We start from the raw sequence: 16852 nt of genomic DNA on the forward strand, positions 1-16852 counted from the left end.
GTAGACCTTCCGCACGCAGCCGAACGTGCGCGACAGCTCGGCCGCCTGCGCATCGGTCGGATAGAAGCGGTACTTGAACGCCCGCTTCACGTGAGTGGCCAGCTCACAAACTACCACACCGGCTTGTGACCAACTGCGGGCATCACCCGGAAACACGCCGATCCGCCCTGACGGCGAATCGGCTCCCCCTGCCCCGCTCCGCAGGAGTCCGAATCCTCCCCCGCCCAAAGGCGGGGGTATCCACGGAGGACCCCGATGAGCGAGGCACTTTCTTCAAGCCTTGACAGAAGGTCCACAGACTGTTTCGATCTGCTCGTCTCGATGAGGCAGAAGGGGGCAGAGGCGGTTTGATGGCTCGTCATATTCGTGGAAAGCCAACCAAGTTGCGTTGTCCCACGGGTCGGCGTGCTGACCTTTCCATCTGGAAGGAATCCCTTGATGTCCTACGGAGATGCACCGCAGGTCGGCATCGTGGATCTCCGCTGCCTGTCGCCCAGCGCTGCGTTCGCCGTTCATCTGGTGGTGGCATGAATCTGCAAGGCGCGCGACTGCGTGGTCTTCATGCCAGTCGATCACAGCGCCCACTGAGCCGCACCACCGGAAACACGGCCGCGCGCACTCCCCGCGAGGGCCGGCAGAGGGGGCATGCCTTGGCGAACACAGCCGAGTCGGAGCGACCGTACTGATGCCGCCCGCCGATCTGCGTCCATCTGTGAGGTCGGCGTCAGCGGCAGGGCCGATCCGGCGCAGAAGGCCGCACCTGTCCCCAGGAGACTGCGCCGTGGTCGGTCTTGCCGGCGTCGGCTCCTGCCCATATCTGGCTCCTCGGGTTCCCCCGGGCATCGTGGTGACAGCGGTTCCCGCAGACGACCTCGCAGGCGTTGTCCTGCGCGCAGCGATCCAAGAAGAGCGATTTTCCATCAGCAGCCGAGTTGTCGCGGGGTGTCGGGCGGCCAGGTCTCCCACAGCCGCTGACGGCAACCCCGTGAAAGCCCCACCGGACACTCCTGGGTGAGCCAACCCTGCGACTGGCTCGCGCAGCCCGATGCAAGAAGGTAGGACACTTGAGACGTTCCATCATTGGGACAGCCGTGGCCGCGCTCACGACCTTGGTCGTGCTCGTCGGCACAGAACCGGCTGCGCAAGCCAGCAGACCCGAACGCGACTCCATAGTGGCCGGCACGTACTCGACCGGCGCCGACCACGCATGGCAGCCCTTGCCGAGCGTCCGCACAAGCGATGCGGCGGGCGCTTCCGCCGATGCGACTGTCGTCATTGATCCCAGTGCGACGCGTCAGAAGTACTCGGGAATCGGATTCTCCCTCGATGAGACGAGCGTTTCCAATCTGTGGAAGCTCAGCCCGGCCAAGCGCCAGGAAGCCATCCGGCTGCTCGTCGATCCGAAAACCGGAGCGGGCCTAAACAGGTTCCGCGTCACGATCGGCAGCCCCGACCTCATCGAGCACCTGCCGTTCTGGTCGGAGGACGACCTCCCCGCCGGAGTCACCGATGACTTCAAGCTGAAGTACTTCTCCATCCAGCGCGACATCGATCTGCACATCATCGACACCATCAAGCTGATCCAGCACTACAACCCGAAGGCCACCTTCTTCGCCTCCGCGTGGAGCGCTCCCGCGTGGATGAAGACGAACAACCAGTTCACCGGACAGGTTGCACTCAAGCCCGGCAGTACGACGGACTACTACCAGGTCGGCAAGCTGCGCGATGACTGCATCGACGTCTTCGCCCGCTACTACGTCAAGTTCGTGCAGGCGTACGCCAGGCAGGGCATCCACATCGACGCCATGACATTGCTGAACGAGCCCGGCATGGACGTGGTCTACCCCGCCATGGACATCAGCGTCCCGCAGCAGCAGAAGCTGGCCATCGCGGTCAAGAGCGCATTCCGCACCGCCCGGCTGGACACTCAGCTCTACGTACACGATTTCAACTTCTGGGACTGGCACGACCCGAACAGCACCGCGACGAAGAACTACTACCGCATCTTCAACGATGCCGCAGACGGATCCGTGACCGGTCGGCAGGTCCTGAACGCGACCGACGCCGTCGCCTTCCATCCCTACTGGGGCGACCCGCAGGTCATGCGCGACACCTTCGAGCAGACCGGCAAGCCGGTGCACCTGACCGAGACCAGTGACCTTTCGCCGACCACCATCCTGAATGACTTCCGGCTCGACGCGAGTTCCTACATCCTGTGGGCGCAGACCACCGACCAGGACGGTGGGACGCTGCACTGGACACCCTCCCGGGACAACAACATCGACTGGGAGAAGGTCGCCGAGACCACGAAGTGGCCGGACCGCCTGGTTAAGGTCAACACCACGACCAAGGACTTCACCGTGCGGAACGCGCTCTACCCGATGGGACAGCTCGCGAAGTACCTGACACCCGGCGACGTGCGGGTCGAGTCGAGCGCCGCGAACAACGGTGTCAGCAACGTGGTGTACCGGAGCGGGGCCGACAACTTCGTCGCCGTCCTCGGCAACAGCAACAGCACCGACAGCACGGTCCGAGTCGTGCTCGCCGGCAAGTCGTTCGTGGTGAAGGTGCCGGCGAACTCCTTCGCCACGTACCGGTGGAAGCAGCCCGTATCTGGGGACCGCCACAACACGTCACCCGTGCTGGACCACGTGCCCGACGTGGTGGCAGACCAGTACAGCACGGTGCAGGTGCCATTGAAGGCAACCGATCGCGACGGTGACCGACTTGCTTTCTACGCGTCCGACCTGCCGGAAGGCTTCAGTGTCGACCCCACCACAGGCTTGGTGACGATCAACTCTACTGTGGCCGGCAATCACGATCTGACATTCGTCGTCACCGACGGCAAGGCGAACGCGCAGGTGACCATGCACGTGACCGTGCGGCCGCACAGTGCACCGGTCGGTGTGAAGGTCGAAGCCGAGTCGTACGCCGACCAGCACGGCTGGGCTACGGACGGGACCAACTTCGTCGAGAGCAATGCGGCTGCCAGCGGCGGCAAGGACGTGGGCTGGACGGCCGCCGGCAACTGGCTGAACTACGGCATCGACGTCGCGAAGAGCGGGACGTACGACCTAGAGCTGCGCGTCGCCAACGGCACGGGGGCGGTCGTCCCGAACGCGCTGTCCTTCCGTGACAGCAGCGGTACCACGCTGGCTACGGTGTCCGTACCGGACACAGGCGGCTGGGGTTCCTACCAATCTGTGCATGTGCCGGTGAGCCTCTCCGAAGGAGACCAGGTGGTCACGCTCTACTGTGAGACCGGCGGCTTCAACATCGACTACCTCCGCTTGTCGTAGTAAATCGCCTGAAGCGCCCCGTCGCCTCCGTGATGGATCCGCAAGCAGCGTGACGGCTTGGGCCTCAGTCACGGCGACGTGTACGAGCAGCGCACGGCTTCCGTGGACGGCCCTTCATACTCCGGGGCGTACCTAAGGGTCATCCCACCGCCTCCTCGCCCCGGCCTGCGCTGTTGCGGGGCGGTGCCGGCGTCATCCGGGGGGAAGCTTCGCGGACAACTGCACGGCACTGGGTGAGTGATGGTGCGTCAGCGTAGACTGGGGATGACGGGGCGCCTGTCGACGACGACGGGGGAGGCGGCGCGCACATGACCACGAACGAGCACGCGGTGACGGTGACACTCGATGGGAGCAAGGACCCGGCCGAGGATCTGCGCAGGCTGGAGCTGTGGCTCCGTACGGACGAGTCGCTGGCGCCGTTACTGGCGCACCGCGAGCGTCCGGGCGGCGACGCGATGGGCATCGGCTACGACCTCTTGGTCCAGGTGCTCCAGGAGACCCTTCAGGCGACGGCGCTCAGCCTGCTGCGCTGTGTTTATGACCATCTCCGCAACCGCCCGGCCGACGACCTGAAGGTCATCGTCCGAGCCCGGGACGTGCAGGTGGTCCTGACCGGCCGGGACACCCTCACCCGTGGCGAACTGGAGGCGATTGCGGCCCGCATCCGCCAGGCCATCGGCGAGTAGGCCGGGAGGCGCAGGTATGGCCTACGAGCCTTTCGCGTCCCGTTCGCGGGCGGTGCTGATCGGGGTGGCGAAGTACGAACACACCCAGGACTTCGCCAACATCCCGTCCGCCATCTCCAACACGGCCCAGCTGCGGGCCGTCCTCACCTCCGGCGCCCTCGGCCGGCTCATCCCGCGCACCGTGGAGACGCTGGCCGAGCCGGCGACCCGGGACCGGGCGCTGGAGGCGATCCGTACGGCGGTGGCGCAGGCGCAGGACCTGCTGTTCTGCTATTTCAGCGGTCATGGGTACCTCGACCTCGAAGGCGACCGGCCCGAGCTCTACCTCATGACGCGTGAGTCGACGAAGGCCGGGGCGCGCCTCGACGGCATCCCGTACACCGCGCTGCTCCAACTGCTGGCCTCCTCACGCGCCGAACGGGTCGTCCTCGTCCTGGACTGCTGCTTCGCGGGGAACGCCGGTCTGCTGCCGCTCCCCGACCGGCCGTTCTCGCTCATCACCTCCTCGCGGGTGGGCTCGCGCATCCACAAGGGCGACGGCATCGACCCGACCCCCTTCACGGCCGCCATGGTCCGCGTCCTGCGCGAGGGCACCCACACCCCTGACCCCGTCACCGTCGGCACGCTGGGCATTCGGCTCGGCGAACTGGCCGCCGAGCAGGGCGAGATGCCGGATGCCGACTACGACCCGTGGCAGCCAACGGAGCGTTCCAGCGGCGGCGCCGGTGACACCGTGCTGTCCCAGGCCCGCCGGCCCCGCCCCACTCCGGCGTGGCTGCGCGCGCTGGGCCGCGTACGGCTGCGGCTGCGCCGCATCGTCGGTTACGCGGCCTTCGGCTGGACCTGGACCGCAGGGCCCGGTCAGCCGCTGTGGCACCGGGCCGTCGGTGGCTGCACCGCGCTCGCCCTGCTGGCCGGCGGGGTCACGGGCTACACGGCCGCCAACCGCCCGGCGCCGCTGTGCCCGGCGCCGCTGGAGCTGCGGGTGCTGACCTCGCCGGAGACGAGGGGCGCGGTGGCCTCCGTACTGGACGCCTTCCAGGAGAGCGCCGAGGGCACGACCCCGCTGACCGGCGACGGCAGCCGCCCGGACGGGTGCGGCCAGATCAACACCACGGTCTACTCCGCCCCCACCGACAAGGTGGCCGCCGCCTTCCGCGACTCCGCCGCGTGGGCGGAGCCCGAGCGGGCCTGCGCTTCGTCCGAGCCGACAGCGTGCAACAGCCCGCTCGTGGAGGTCGGCGCCCACCCGGATGTCTGGATCCCCGAGTCCTCGTCCGCGTACACCCGGGTCCGGGAGGCGGCCGAACGCCCGGAGAGCGTCGTGGACTTCGGCACGCCCCGCACCCTGGCCCGCTCGCCCGCCGTCGTCGCGGCGACGGAGGACCTGCCCGGCGTCGAGCGCAACGGCAGCACCCTCGCCCAGCTGGTGAAGGCCGCCGACGACAAGGACATCACCGTACGCAGCGCCGACCCCCGGTCCTCCGACGCGGCCCTGGACCTGCTGCTGCACCTGCCCGCCACGGCCAGGAGCTTCAGCGCCACCGACGACCGTGAGCTGGTCTGCGAGGCCCGTACCGGCCTCAGCGACTCCCCGCCGCAGCGGCTGGCCCTCCTCACCGCCGAGTCCACCGTCGCCGCCCTCACGACGGACCTGGACTCCCGCCCGCCGTGCCTGGGCGACTCGACCGACTCGTACGCCGTCTACTACCCGCGTGACGTGCCCCCTCTGGACCTCACGTACATCCCCGTCACCTGGGAGACCAGTCACGCCGACCGCGCCGACCGCACCGCCGCCGTCCAGCGCCTCGCCGCCTGGCTCACCTCCCCCGCCGGGCAGCGCGAACTCGCCACCCAGGGCTTCCGTACGACCGCTGCTGCCGCCGGTTCCTGGCGGAACTACCGCTTCGCCGTCCGCCCCGTCACCGGCAGCGGTTCCGCCTCCGCCGCCCGCATCTCCGCTCTCCTCGCCTCGTACGCCGCCGCGGGCGAGGGGCGCCGAGACGTCCTCTTCGCCGTCGACGTCTCCAGCTCCGCGTACTCGGGCGGCAACATCCCGGTAATCAACTCCCTCCTGGCCCGTGCCGCGAAGTCCCTGAACCCCAAGGACCGCTACGGCATCCTCGCCGTCCCCGGCGGCACGGTGCTGGCCCTCGGAACGCACAGCGGCGGCCAACTCGACGCCGCGCTGCGGGCGCTCAGAGCCGTCAAGCGCGATGCGCCGATCAGCGCCGCCCTCGCGGACGCGCCCAGCTCTCTGTCCGTCCTCGTTCTCGTCACCGACGACGAGGACAGCGCCCGCGCCACCGCGCCGGATCCGCCGCTGAAGATGCCGGTCGTGGTCGTCTCGCTGGAGGACTTCGGCTGCGCGCTCGCCTTCAACAAGAAGCTCACCGCGCACGACGGCACCTGCATCGACACCTCCGAGGACATCGCCGACCGCCTGGTGGAGGCCCTCGCATGAGGCCCCTCCGGGTCGTCCTCGGAGCCGTCCTCGCAGCCCTGGCGCTGCTCACCGCCTGCGGTAGCGGCGCCGCTCCCGCCCCCGGCCCGGCCCCCGACACCTCCCGCCCGCTCCTGGTCGCCAGCGGCGCCGACCTCACCAGCTCCACGTCCGCCGGAGTCCGCCGCGAACTCATCGACGAGTGGAACCGACGCAACCCGAAGCGCCCCGCCAAGCTCGTCGAACTGCCCCGTGCCACGGACGATCAGCGCAGCGAACTCGTCGGCGCCCTCCAGTCCGGCACGGCCGCGTACGACGTTGTCAACCTCGACATCACCTGGATCCCCGAGTTCGCCGACAGCGGCCTCATCCGGCCGCTCGACCCATCCCTGCTCGGCGGCGACTTCCTCCCGCAGGCCGCCGAAGCGGGCCGCTGGAAGGGCAGGACGTACGCCGTCCCGTTCAACACCGACGTCGGCCTGCTCTACTACCGCACCGACGACCTCATCAAGGCGGGCCGCCGCCCCGCCGACCTCGCGTCGTACCCGAGGCTCGGCGATCTACTCGCCGCCGTACGCCCCACCGGGCACACCACGTACACCACCCAACTGCGCGCCTACGAGGGCCTGACCGTCAACACGCTGGAGGCGTTCTGGACCGCCGGCGTCGACCTCGTCGACGGCGAAGGCCGCTACATCGGCACCGAGGCGGACCTCCGCAGGGGCCTGGACGAGCTGAACCGCCTCACCACCGCCGACTACCTCAACCCCGAGTCCCTGGAGGCCGACGAATCCGTCACCCTCGCCGCGTTCGCCCAGGGCGCGAGCGTACTGATGCGCAACTGGCCGTACGCGTACAACCGGCTCGACGCCGCGCTCGACCCCTCCTCCTCCGCGACCCGCTTCGGCGTCGCCCGGCTGCCCGGCGTCGCCGCCCTGGGCGGACAGAGCCTCGGCGTCACGGCCACCAGCTCCCGCCCGGACGACGCCGCCGACCTGATCCGCTTCCTCACCGGCAAGGACAGCCAACGCGCCCTGCTCCAGGCCGGGTTCGCCCCGGCCCGGCAATCCGCGTACGGAACGCGGGACAACGCCTGCACCCCCGGCAACCCGGACGCCTGGTACTACGACCGCCCCGACGGCAAGGGCTCCGAGCCCTCCGCGTCCCCCTCCGGCAGCGGGCGGCGCCCCGGCTACACCACCCTTCTGTGGTGCGCCCTGCGCGAGGCTCGCGCCCGTCCCGCCACCACCCACTACGTCACCTTTACGCGCCTGATCCAGCGTGAGGTCCACCGCATGCTCGCCGCCCACGCCGGAGTCGACGTCACCGCCCGCCGTCTGCAGGCGCGGCTGGCCAAAGCCCTGGGCGGCCGCTGAATCGTTACGCCTTGTGACCGGGCTTCATCGCGGGCATGACAGCTTCACGAAGTCGCGCAAGCTGTTCATTACCGCAGCAATTGATCAGAGTTCTCAGCCAAAGCTGCACTTCGACGGGGTCGTCGAACCACTCCCGATGTGCTCCTGGGCCATAATGGCGCCGGCTTCGTTGAGGTACGGCGACGGCGACGGCGCCGTCAGGCGGGTGTGGGGACCGGGATCGCGTTGGTGCGCACCAGATGCAGCGTCTCGCGGGCGATGTCCCCCACGTCGACGGTGCCGCCGCTGTCGACCCACTTCTGCACGATCACCTCGATGACGTTCATGGTGGCCGCGGCCGCCAGCGTGGCGACCAGGTCGAGCCTGGTATCGCCGAGCCTGCGCGGCGCATGATCTCCCGGGCCAGCTCCTGCCTGCCAGAGACCTGAAGGAACTACCCGCGAAGTACGGAACCAGCCTTCGCACGCCGAGCCCGGGGATGAGCATGCAGATCTCCCCGGGCCGGGTTGGTTTGTGGTGTGAGGCAGTGCCTCGCAGTCAGCCCCTCACACGACGCCTTCGGGGCTGGCGCCCTCGATCGAGACGCCGTCGGCGACGATCGTCTCGATCTCCGCGAGGTCATCGGTGCTCAGCTCGATGTCGGCGGCGGCAGCACTCGCCTCGATGTTGGCGCTGCTGCGGGCGCCGACGATGGCCACGTGCATGCCGGGCTGAGCGAGGACCCAGGCGATTGCGAGCTGGCTGACGCTGATGTTTCGGGCCTTCGCGAACTTCTCCAGCTTGTGCACCACCGCCAGATTGCGCTTCAGGAGATCGCCGGTGAAGGCGCTGGCCTTGCCGCGCCAGTCGCTGTCCTCGAAGGTGGTGTTCTCGTCGAAACGGCCGGTGAGCAGCCCGCTGGCCAGCGGGCTGTATGCCAGCATTCCGATGTTGTGCTCGATGGCGTACGGAAGGATCTCCGCCTCGATGCCGCGGCGGAAGAGGTGGTACGGCGGCTGCAGAGTGTCCACCGGACGGATGGCGGCGAACTCGGCCATCTGCTTGACGTTGTAGTTAGAAACGCCGACGTACCGGATCTTGCCGGCGTCGACGAGTCCCTGCAGCGCACCCGCCGTCTCCGCGGCAGGGACGTTCGCATCCGGCCAGTGCACCTGATACAGGTCGATGGTTTCGACATCGAGGGCGCGCAGGCTCTCCTCAACGCCCTGGCACAGATACGCGGCGGAGGCGTCCCGCCCCTGGCCGCCGGGCAGAATGCCACCCTTGGTGGCAATGACCACGCTGTCCCGGTCTGCGGTGATTTCCTTGCGGAGTGCCTTGCCCAGCATGCGTTCGGAGGCACCGAAGCCGTAGCCCTGGGCCGTGTCGAAGAAGTTGATGCCCAGGTCACGGGCGTGTCGAATGGCGGCGATGGCCGCATCCTCGTCGAAGGTCCCCCAGTCCCCGCCCAGCTGCCAGGTGCCGAAGGCGATGCGGGAGACCTGCAAGCCCGTAGCGCCGAGGGTGATGGTCTTCATGCGTACTGATCCTTCCTGCCGACGGCGCGTAGACCGCCTCGTGTCCATTCGTCGATAGGGCCAGCACCGTCGCAGTACCCCGCAGCATTCAGCCTGCTGTGCGGCCGGCCAGGCGTCCAATAAAAGAAAACGAACGCACTGAGCGGCTGGACTGCTGAATCGCAGGACTCAACAGCAGGCACCGTTTACGCCGCGGCGCTGGAGCCTGCTCCGGCCTGGCCTTCGGTCTCGGGTCAGTGCCTCTCCCCTGCTGCCTTGAGTTCTCGCCCCGCGGACGGCGTACACGCCGCTGGGGCAGCAGCGGGGATTCTGGATCGCACGCCGGCATGGCGGACCAGGCGCGCACCAACAAGGCGATGAGGCTGGGCAACCTGCCGCCTGCCTCGTAAGAGGTCAACCGCAGCTGGATGCTGGCCTCGAACCTCGCCTGCGACCTCGACGCCTGGGTCAGGCTGCTGGGCCCTCCACAACATCGGTGACCTGGCCGACGCTGAGCCGGACACCACGCGCTTCCGCCTCTCTGGATCTGGACGACGTCGACGGCACCCGCCGCCGCTACCGCAGCCAGCGCGCCTGCGGGGCGGCCAAACTCGCCATTGTCGTGTTCACCCGGGAACTCGCCCAGCGCATGCAGGGCACCGGCGTGACCGCGTCCGTCCTCCACCCCGCTTGATCGCCACCGACATCAGCCGGGACAGCGCCGCAACCCGCCTGTTCATGGGCTCACGGCCGGCCAAGGCCATGCTCTCCACCCCCGACAAGGGCGCCGAGCCGCTGCTCCACCTGGCCACCCATTCCCACGCCCAAGCGATCCGCGGCCACTACTTCCACCGGCTCAAGCCCGAAGAACCGTGGGAACACTCGGTACGCCTGACCGGCCTGCCGGCCACTGACTCCCACTGAACGCCCCGCCCGGCTCCCCCATGGGACAATCTGGGACGATAGGGCGACCCACTAGGAGCGTGCGCCATGACCAATCTTCGTAAACTGGGCAACTCCGACCCTCCAGGTCTCCCCGCTCTGCCTCTGCGGCAACGTCTTCGGCTGGACCGCGGACGAGGCGGAGTCCGTCGCCATGCTCGCCGCCTACGCCAGCGCAGGCGGCAATTTCAGCGACACCGCCGACGCCTACTCGGGCGGTGAGTCGGAGACGATCATCGGCAAGTGGATGGCCGATCACGGCAACCGCTCAGACATCGTGCCGTCGCCACCAAGGTGGGCACTCACCCGCAGTACAAGGGCCTCACCCCGGCTACCATCAAGGCCTATGCCGAGGAAACGCTGCGCCGGCTGGGCTCACAGGAACGCGGTCACCGAGTCGGTGCGTTGCGGTGCCGGCCCCCGTGCCCGGAGGAACCCCGGATGAACTGAGCTGGACGCGCTGGAGGCGATGCTCGACCGGGCGATGGCCCGAGGTGAGGCCGAGCCGGATGCGCCAGCTCACGAATTCTTCCCGCACATACTGACCGGCGTCCTGTCACCCGCTGATCGAGCGGTGCGAGACGGACGCCGCCTACCTCAAGCGCTATCTGGACGCCGTAGTCCTTCCGGTGCTGGTGCGGAACTAACAGCAGAACTGACCAAGAGCCACCCGGAGGACCCCTTTATGTCATCCCCCGCTGTCGACGTGCCCGTCGCCGCCCCCGGCCCGGCACACGCAAGGCCCCCCATAGAGGCGGAGCACCACGTTCCGCACCGCTGGTGGGTACTGGCCGTGATCGGCCTGGCCCAGCTGATGGTGGTGCTGGACGCGACCGTCGTGAACATCGCCCTGCCGGCCGCGCAGAAGGACCTGGGCTTCTCAAACAACGGCAGGCAGTGGATCGTCACCGCGTACGCGCTTGCCTTCGGCAGCCTGCTGCTGCTCGGCGGGCGCCTTTCCGACCTGCTCGGCCGCCGGACGACCTTCCTGATCGGCCTGGTCGGCTTCGGCGCAGCCTCAGCACTGGGTGGCGCGTCCAACGGCTTCACCATGCTGGTGATCGCTCGCGCGGTGCAAGGCCTGTTCGGCGCGCTGCTGGCGCCGTCCGCGATGTCCCTGCTGACCACCACATTCACCGATGTCAAGGAGCGCGCCAGGGCGTTCGGCATCTTCGGTGCGATCGCCGGTTCCGGCGGTGCCATAGGGCTGCTGCTCGGTGGTTTGCTCACCGAACACCTCAACTGGCGCTGGACGCTGTACGTCAACGTCGTGATCGCCGTCTTCGCGGTGGCCGGCGCGTTCGTCTTCGTCCGCCGCCAGGCGCCCGCCGTGCGGCCCAAGCTCGACCTCTTGGGAGTCGTGCTGGTAGCGGCCGGGCTCTTCGGCCTGGTCTACGGTTTCTCCAACGCCGAGACGCACGGCTGGAGCAACTGGATGTGCTGGGCGTTCCTGGCCGCCGGCGGGGTCCTGATAGCGTCCTTCGTGCTCTGGGAGACCCGGGCCCAGCACCCACTGCTGCCACTGCGCGTGCTGGGCGATCGGAACCGGGCGGCGGCCTACCTCAGCGTATTCGTCGCCGGCTCAGGCATGTTCGGCGTGTTCCTCTTCCTCACCTACTACCTGGAGGTGACCCTCGCATATTCGCCGGTGAAGACGGGTCTGGCCTTTCTGCCGATGATCGGCGCGCTGATGGTCACCGCGCAGCTCGCCATCAACCTGCTGATCCCGCGGATCGGCCCCAAGGCAGTCGTGCCGGTCGGTATGGGACTCGCGGCGGGCGGCTTGGCCTGGCTCACCGCGCTCAGCCTGAACAGCGGATATGTCGCGCATATCCTGCCGCCGCTGCTGATGCTCGGCGCCGGCATCGGCCTGGTGATGCCTCCGGCCATGAGCCTGGCCACGCTCGGCGTAGCACCCGCCGACCAAGGCGTGGCCTCGGCCATGGTCAACACCATGCAGCAAGTCGGTGGTTCGATCGGCACCGCGCTGTTCAACACCATTGCGGCCACCGCGGCGACCAGCTACGCCAAGAGCCACCTAGGCATCCCGAACCTTGCCGCGCATGCCAGCCTGCACAGCTACGCGGTCGCCTACTGGACGGCGGGCGGGTTCTTCGCAGCCGGTCTGGTCATCTCGCTGCTGCTGTACCGGCGGGGCCGTCCGATGGCCCAGGTGGCCGCCCACTCGGATGCAGCGTCGGTAGCCGCGGCGACCGAGCTCCCGGAGCCCGTCTTTGTCCCGGAGCCGGTGCTGGTCGGTGCGAGTGCCGTCAACGGGACGCAGGCGCAGCCGCTGGCCGGCTTCACCTCGGTGGGTGGCAGCGGCGACGTCCTGGCGGGTGGCCGGTCCGTCGTGCGCGGTCAGGTGCGGGGTTCGGAGGGGGCCGGGGTGGCGCATGCCACCCTCACCCTGATCTCGCTGACCGGACAGCAGCTGGGCCGGGCCACCGCTCAGGCGGCAGGTGCCTATGAGCTGGCCGCCCCGGGTGCGGGTTCGTATGTACTGATCGCAGCCGCCGACGGTCACCAGCCGCAGGCCTCCACGGTGGTGATCGGCGACGAGCCGGTCTCCCACGACGTGGTGCTGGCCGGGGCCAGCGGGCTGGCCGGCGTGGTCACCGGGGCGGCGGACGCTCTCCCGGTGGAGGGCGCGATGGTCGTGGTCACCGATGTCCGCGGCGAGGTACTGGCCACCGGCAAGTCCGGCGACGGCGGAGGCTTCGCCTTCGCCGAACTTCCGGCGGGTGACTTCACCATCGCGGTGAACGCCTCCGGCTACCGGCCGGCCGCGCAGCTGGTGCAGGTCGGCAGCACCGGGACCACCAGGCTGGAGATCGCCCTGCGGGCCGGCTCTCAGCTGCAGGGCGTCGTACGGGCCGGCACGGACCGGTGGCCGCTGGTGGATGCCAGGGTGACGCTGGTGGACGGTGCCGGGAACGTGGTGGGCACTGCCACCACCAGCCCGGACGGCGCGTACGCCTTCACCGACCTGGACGCCGGGGAGTACTCCCTGATCGCCAGCGGCTACCCACCGGTGGCCACCGCGCTGAGCGTGCAGGGCCGCGGGCTCGACGGCTTCGACCTGCACCTCGCCCACCCCGAGGGATAAAGGCTCTGGGACAGCCCGGCCGGTGCGCCAGTGGAGACACACCGGTCGGCTCCCGAGGAACACGGGCCCGGCCGCCGGCCGGAGCAGGGGACGGCCCAGGCCGCCCGGCCGGGACCCGAACATCACCAGCCCGCCGTGCAGGCGCGGCGCAGCCAACGGAAAGCGTGAGGACCATGACCACCGCAACCACCGGCCTTCGGGCCCGCATCCGGACCAGGGACGGTTGGGCCCTCCCGCACGCCGTACTGACCGTCACCGACATGACCGGGCAGCAGATGCTGCGGGAAGCCGCGGACGGCGAGGGAATGGTAAGGACCGGTGCCCTGGCGCCCGCGGCCTACACCGTGATCATCACCGCGATCGGATACCGCCCGACCGCCTCCACCGCCATCGTGACCCCCTCCGGCACCGCCGACCTCGGAACCCTGGTACTCGCCAGGGCCGGCGGCGTGGAACTGCCCCCGCCCGGCCCCTGGAGCATCGACCCCGCCCACTCACGCGTCAGCGCGGTCGCCCAGCACCTCGGCCTGTCCAGCGTCCACGGCCACTTCCGGGAGTTCAGCGGCCGCATCGACATCGCCGACAACCCCCTCGAATCCTCCGTCTACGCCGTCATCGAAGCCGCCTCCATCGACACCGACAACACCATGCGCGACACCCACCTGCGCTCCCCGGACTTCCTCGACGCCGACACCCACCCCAAACTCACCTACCGCAGCACGGCCCTGGAACCGGCCGGTGAGGACCGCTGGACCGTCCACGGCGAACTGGCGATACACGGCATCACCCGCCCGGTCGACCTGGACCTCTCCTACCTCGGCACCGGCGCCTGGGTCGGGGTCGGCACCCGAGCCGCGTTCCGCGCGAGCGCGGAACTGCACCGCCAGGACTTCGCCATGAACTACAACCAGGTTGTCCAGGCAGGCATCGCCATCGTCGGCACCACCCTCAAAATCGAAATCGCCATCGAAGCCGTCCAGGGCGAACAGCTCCCCATGCCGTGAGCCGCCCGAACCGCGCTCCGGCTCATCACCGGGGCCGGCAGCCACCCGGCGCCGGCCGACGCCCACCCGGCCGAACACTCCCCTCCCGGTGCTGCACCACCCCGACCCCGAGGGACATGACCCGTCACTGCGTCACGAAAATCTTGCAAGTGCCAATTTCTACTGGCCGCTGACACAGGGGGATCGCCCGCGCCTGTTGACCTTGTTCGTCCAGATGAGCGCTGGTGCCGCTGCTCCCTCCCCTCATCTGGCACGTACGTGGCACGTGGACGGAAGATCGCTGTCTCCTGTACTCGGTCCCGCCGAGGACCCAACGGCGTTTCGTTCGCATCCTTGGCGAGCCGGCCGTCATCCGGTGGTTGTGCGGATGCGCTGAAGTTCAGTCACGACATCCGTCAGCGGGACGCATCCGAGCGGGCCCTGCTGTTCGGGACGTTGTCCGTTACGGGGGCGCAACCTACTTCGACCGTGGTGCGGGCGGTCGATGCCATCGACGACCGACCGCATCAAAGTGGTCACATAATAGGCATCCCGGGTGTCGAGCGTCTCGGCGCCCTGTACCGTCCGGACGGCGCACGCCGTAGTGGCATCCACGATCCGCTCTGCCGCGGCCAGCACCGCCATCCAATCGATCACCGTGTCGGACCGGTGGGAAAGCTCCGCTGCCGCGATCTCGGCCGCGCTCTTGGCCTCACCGAGCGCGCTATAGGCGGCCCTGCGCAGCGCCCTGCGCTCGGCGACCCGCTCTCCAGGCGGAACCGTCAGTACGTGGTGGACATACGCTTCGGTGCTGCGTAGGGCGACCACGACCCGGTGGCGGATGCGGGCCGCCTGACCGGCGAGGCGGGGAAGGTGACCGACCAGCAGGACGATGCCGCAAGCCATCGTGGTATCGGTGAGGCGGGTCCAGTCCGCCTGTCTGTCACCCGCGGCCGTCAAGAGGGCAAGCACCATCACGGCTAGTACGGCGGTCGACAGCGCGAAGTGTCGTGTCGACATGGGGATCAGGGCGCCGGCCAATCCGGCCATCACCACAAACCACCACGTTCCCCCACCTGCCGCGGCGGACACCCCGGCGAACACCAGCACCCCTGCCACCGTCCCGACGAAGCGGCTCACGATCCGCGAGAACAAGGGTCCCATGTCGGGCTTGACCAGGAACGCGGCCGTCAGGGGCAGCCAGTACCAATGCGCGGCGTGCAGCGTCAACGCTATGGCCGAGCCGGCAGCGACGCACACCGCGACCTGCCCTCCGTAGCCCCAGCCCGCCGCGCCCAGCGCGTGTCGCCACAGCCCCGGCCTCAGCCGGGCACCGGGAGCCTGGTGAGCGGCCACCCCCGAAGCTTCCTCGCCGCGGCCGAAGGCAACTGCGGCGTCCCGCAACGCACCGTCGAAAGCCGCAAGGGCCGCAGTGCCGCCGCCGGAAAGCGGCAGCGGCCCCGTCTGGGATCCGCTGCGGACCGCCGCGGCCATGCAGCGTACCCCTTCGATGCTGCCGGGCGGCAGCGGGCGAGCCTCCCACAACAGCGCCACCGTTGCCTCACACAGCGCCGCCACCGCCTCGAAACGGTCGCGGGTCCGCTGCGTTTCCCCGGCGCCGGCCACCCGGCGCGAGCCAAACGCCTCGTCCGCCGTGTCCAGCACGGACGTCAACCTTCGCCTGGCCGACAACGCCTCCGGGCCGCCCACCGCGCCGAGAGCATCGGCTAGGGCGTCGCACGCCCCTGCGACGACAGCTCGCTCGCTGCCGGCTGCCCGTGCGCCGAAGGCCCAGGGCGCCAGCAGCCGCAACAGCAACAGCCAGCCACCCCCGAGCAGAAAGCACCCCGCCTCTATCCAGGGCGAACCGGCCAGCGGAACACCGGCGCCCAGGACAGCGGCGACCAAAAGCTGCATCCCCGCTGCCGACCAGACCGGACCCAGAACGCTCACCGCGCCGGATACCAAGCCGACGGCGAAGAGCACGGAAACGATCAGCCATCGAGAGGCGGCCTCCGCCGTCGCGGCACCCATCAGCAGCCCGCAGGCCCCCGTCAGTGCCGGGATTCCGATACGCCGAACGCCAGTGCGACGCGTTCCGGAACCATCGTTCAGTCCGGCGAGCATCGCCCCCAGGCCGGCCATGACTCCCGCCCACGGCACACCAACGACAAGGCTCACGCCCAGCAGCGGGCCGCCGGCAAGGGCTCCGCGCACCACCGCGGCCCACGGCACTGACGATCGCTGCCAGCGCAATGGATGGACCAGCCACAGGGGCACAGACCCCTTCGGCGCGGACCCCGGGCGACCCGCACGGCTGAAGTAGGGCCACCGCAACGCAGCCGGAGCCGTACGTTCAGGACGGTGGGCGCGACTCACACGGTCTCCTTCGGCACGGTGGCGGCTTGACTGCCAACTGAGCGCCGTCGACCTGGAGGCTTCACAGCCAGTGTACGTGTCGCTCGCCGCGGCCATTCGGAGGAGACTGCGGCGGGAGCGAGGTGACCGGACAACGAGC

At 69.2% G+C, this 16852-nt stretch carries 12 protein-coding genes and 1 pseudogene; 9 read left to right on the forward strand and 4 right to left on the reverse strand.

The genetic code is table 11. The features are described from left to right. On the reverse strand, nucleotides 1–102 hold a 102-nt coding region (locus EFK10_RS10030; RefSeq protein WP_164835922.1), incomplete at its 3' end, for a helix-turn-helix domain-containing protein. 989 nt (nucleotides 103–1091) lie between these two features. On the opposite strand from EFK10_RS10030, the gene EFK10_RS10035 reads away from it, so the two are divergent. From EFK10_RS10035 to EFK10_RS10050, 4 genes are all read left to right on the forward strand, one after another. Beyond that, nucleotides 1092–3299: a carbohydrate-binding protein gene (locus EFK10_RS10035; RefSeq protein WP_240677117.1), complete on the forward strand. Its 2208-nt coding sequence runs from the start codon at nucleotides 1092–1094 to the stop codon at nucleotides 3297–3299. Nucleotides 3300–3607: 308 nt separating this feature from the next. After that, nucleotides 3608–3985: an effector-associated constant component EACC1 gene (locus tag EFK10_RS10040; RefSeq protein ID WP_127355384.1), complete on the forward strand. Its 378-nt coding sequence runs from the start codon at nucleotides 3608–3610 to the stop codon at nucleotides 3983–3985. A 16-nt stretch (nucleotides 3986–4001) separates the two neighbouring features. Beyond that, on the forward strand, nucleotides 4002–6449 hold the full coding sequence (locus EFK10_RS10045) for a caspase, EACC1-associated type (protein ID WP_127355385.1): 2448 nt from the start codon (nucleotides 4002–4004) through the stop codon (nucleotides 6447–6449). Then, on the forward strand, nucleotides 6446–7804 hold the full coding sequence (locus EFK10_RS10050) for an extracellular solute-binding protein (protein WP_127355386.1): 1359 nt from the start codon (nucleotides 6446–6448) through the stop codon (nucleotides 7802–7804). Before EFK10_RS10045 ends, EFK10_RS10050 begins: the two co-directional genes overlap by 4 nt. 197 nt (nucleotides 7805–8001) lie before the next feature. Here EFK10_RS10050 and EFK10_RS51975 read toward each other — a convergent pair whose 3' ends face one another. Together EFK10_RS51975 and EFK10_RS10055 are read right to left on the reverse strand one after the other, a co-directional pair. After that, nucleotides 8002–8130, reverse strand: coding sequence for a hypothetical protein (locus EFK10_RS51975; protein ID WP_265737490.1), 129 nt, complete (start codon nucleotides 8128–8130; stop codon nucleotides 8002–8004). A gap of 219 nt (nucleotides 8131–8349) precedes the next feature. After that, nucleotides 8350–9321, reverse strand: coding sequence for an aldo/keto reductase (locus EFK10_RS10055; protein ID WP_127355387.1), 972 nt, complete (start codon nucleotides 9319–9321; stop codon nucleotides 8350–8352). 475 nt (nucleotides 9322–9796) lie between these two features. Between EFK10_RS10055 and EFK10_RS47230 the strand changes: the two genes are divergently transcribed. From EFK10_RS47230 to EFK10_RS10075, 5 genes and pseudogenes are all read left to right on the forward strand, one after another. Further along, nucleotides 9797–9994 (forward strand): hypothetical protein, encoded by a 198-nt coding sequence (locus EFK10_RS47230; protein ID WP_164835915.1) that lies wholly within the window; start codon nucleotides 9797–9799, stop codon nucleotides 9992–9994. Next, on the forward strand, nucleotides 9991–10224 hold the full coding sequence (locus tag EFK10_RS47235; RefSeq protein WP_164835916.1) for a Rossmann-fold NAD(P)-binding domain-containing protein: 234 nt from the start codon (nucleotides 9991–9993) through the stop codon (nucleotides 10222–10224). The genes EFK10_RS47230 and EFK10_RS47235 overlap by 4 nt, the downstream gene beginning before the upstream one ends. A 66-nt stretch (nucleotides 10225–10290) precedes the next feature. Next, a pseudogene (locus EFK10_RS10065) lies at nucleotides 10291–10620 on the forward strand (aldo/keto reductase); the annotation flags it as partial. Between the two features lie 307 nt (nucleotides 10621–10927). Then, the gene (locus EFK10_RS10070; RefSeq protein WP_127355388.1) at nucleotides 10928–13351 is read left to right on the forward strand and encodes an MFS transporter; all 2424 of its coding nucleotides are present in this window, start codon (nucleotides 10928–10930) and stop codon (nucleotides 13349–13351) included. A gap of 173 nt (nucleotides 13352–13524) precedes the next feature. Beyond that, nucleotides 13525–14355 (forward strand): YceI family protein, encoded by an 831-nt coding sequence (locus EFK10_RS10075; RefSeq protein WP_127355389.1) that lies wholly within the window; start codon nucleotides 13525–13527, stop codon nucleotides 14353–14355. 348 nt (nucleotides 14356–14703) lie between these two features. Here EFK10_RS10075 and EFK10_RS10080 read toward each other — a convergent pair whose 3' ends face one another. Beyond that, nucleotides 14704–16614 carry an FUSC family protein gene (locus EFK10_RS10080; protein WP_164835917.1) on the reverse strand — a complete coding sequence of 637 codons (1911 nt, stop codon included), beginning with the start codon at nucleotides 16612–16614 and terminating at the stop codon, nucleotides 14704–14706. Nucleotides 16615–16852: the final 238 nt, after the last annotated feature.

The sequence above is a fragment of the Streptomyces soli genome (assembly GCF_003999195.1).
Lineage (GTDB): Bacteria > Actinomycetota > Actinomycetes > Streptomycetales > Streptomycetaceae > Actinacidiphila > Actinacidiphila soli.

Excerpts from the sequence above, each read along its gene's own strand:
- EFK10_RS10040 (WP_127355384.1), top strand. The coding sequence starts at position 3,608 with ATGACCACGAACGAGCACGCGGTGACGGTGACACTCGATGGGAGCAAG.
- EFK10_RS10050 (WP_127355386.1), top strand. The coding sequence starts at position 6,446 with ATGAGGCCCCTCCGGGTCGTCCTCGGAGCCGTCCTCGCAGCCCTGGCG.
- EFK10_RS10055 (WP_127355387.1), bottom strand. The coding sequence starts at position 9,321 with ATGAAGACCATCACCCTCGGCGCTACGGGCTTGCAGGTCTCCCGCATC.
- EFK10_RS51975 (WP_265737490.1), bottom strand. The coding sequence starts at position 8,130 with ATGAACGTCATCGAGGTGATCGTGCAGAAGTGGGTCGACAGCGGCGGC.
- EFK10_RS10070 (WP_127355388.1), top strand. The coding sequence starts at position 10,928 with ATGTCATCCCCCGCTGTCGACGTGCCCGTCGCCGCCCCCGGCCCGGCA.
- EFK10_RS10045 (WP_127355385.1), top strand. The coding sequence starts at position 4,002 with ATGGCCTACGAGCCTTTCGCGTCCCGTTCGCGGGCGGTGCTGATCGGG.
- EFK10_RS10075 (WP_127355389.1), top strand. The coding sequence starts at position 13,525 with ATGACCACCGCAACCACCGGCCTTCGGGCCCGCATCCGGACCAGGGAC.